General features: G+C 58.3%; 1 protein-coding gene. It reads right to left on the reverse strand.

Features of this window, described 5'->3' with window-relative positions:
• Positions 1 to 171: 171 nt before the first annotated feature.
• On the reverse strand, positions 172 to 415 hold a 244-nt coding region (locus KIP88_RS46135), incomplete at its 5' end, for a hypothetical protein (protein ID WP_214494672.1).

The raw sequence follows: 415 nt of genomic DNA on the forward strand, positions 1-415 counted from the left end.
CGCATGCCGCAGTCGACCATGCTCTATGCCTACACCCGTGGCTCGTGCTGATAGCGGTCCGATATGGGGCTGATCGACCGGGATCTGCTGACTGTAGACGAACAGGCGATCAAAGAGACCCGGGTCGTTCGGACGATCTTTCGTGGGCGGACTTGCCGATGGCAACCCAGATCACGATAGAAGCTGCTGAACTTTTTGCGTCAAAAGCGGTTCATGCAGACATACCGCCCATTCCAGCAGCATCTGGCGCACCGTGGTCGCCAAGATGCCATGAAGCGCCATCCGATCCAGAGCAAGTGAACGATCCGCATCGACACGCGTCGCGATCAGGTCCGAGAGGAGGCGTACGTCATATCCACGCTCGGCGGCCTGCAGAGCGGCAATGAAGATATCTTCTTCGAGCCAACCTCCTCCA

The organism is Bradyrhizobium sp. SRL28, from assembly GCF_018596315.1.
Classification (GTDB): Bacteria; Pseudomonadota; Alphaproteobacteria; order Rhizobiales; family Xanthobacteraceae; genus Bradyrhizobium.